The sequence below is a fragment of the Luteitalea sp. genome, assembly GCA_009377605.1.
Lineage (GTDB): Bacteria > Acidobacteriota > Vicinamibacteria > Vicinamibacterales > Vicinamibacteraceae > WHTT01.
Window position 1 is genome coordinate 1 of sequence record WHTT01000350.1, and the last position, 530, is coordinate 530.

Annotated in this window: 1 protein-coding gene; it reads left to right on the top strand. The window is 64.0% G+C overall.

Translation table 11 applies throughout. The features are described 5' to 3' along the window. A partial coding sequence (locus tag GEV06_29255) for a hypothetical protein (GenBank protein ID MPZ21924.1) occupies positions 1-530 on the top strand: 530 nt, incomplete at both ends.

The window sequence follows — 530 nt, forward strand, 5'->3', positions numbered from 1 at the left end:
AGGGCAGCAGCTCGGCCAGCATTACGGGGACCGTGAGGGACACGTCAGGTGCGGTGCTCCCGGGTGTCACCGTGGAGGCCTCGAGTCCCGCTCTCATCGAGAAGGTCCGGTCGACCGTCACAGATGACCGGGGCGATTTCCGGATCGTGGAATTGAGGACCGGAGCCTACACCGTGTCGTTCACCCTCCCCGGATTCAGCACCTTCCGGCGGGATGGCCTGGAGTTGCCGCCGAACTTCACCGCGACGTTGAACGTCGAGTTGAGGGTTGGCGCCCTCGAGGAAACGGTCACCGTATCCGGTCAGACCCCGCTGGTGGACGTCACGAGCGTGTCGGAGCAGAGATCGCTCGGCAGGGCTGAGCTCGATTCCCTGCCGACCGCGAAGAACATTTTGGGCTTTGCCGCCCTCATGCCATCGGTGGTCATGCCACCGAACGCTCAGGACGTGGGTGGCACGAAAGGAGAAACCTCCGTCCGGATGTCGATCCACGGCGGCAAGGCGGAAGATGGACGCCTTCTACAAGACGGC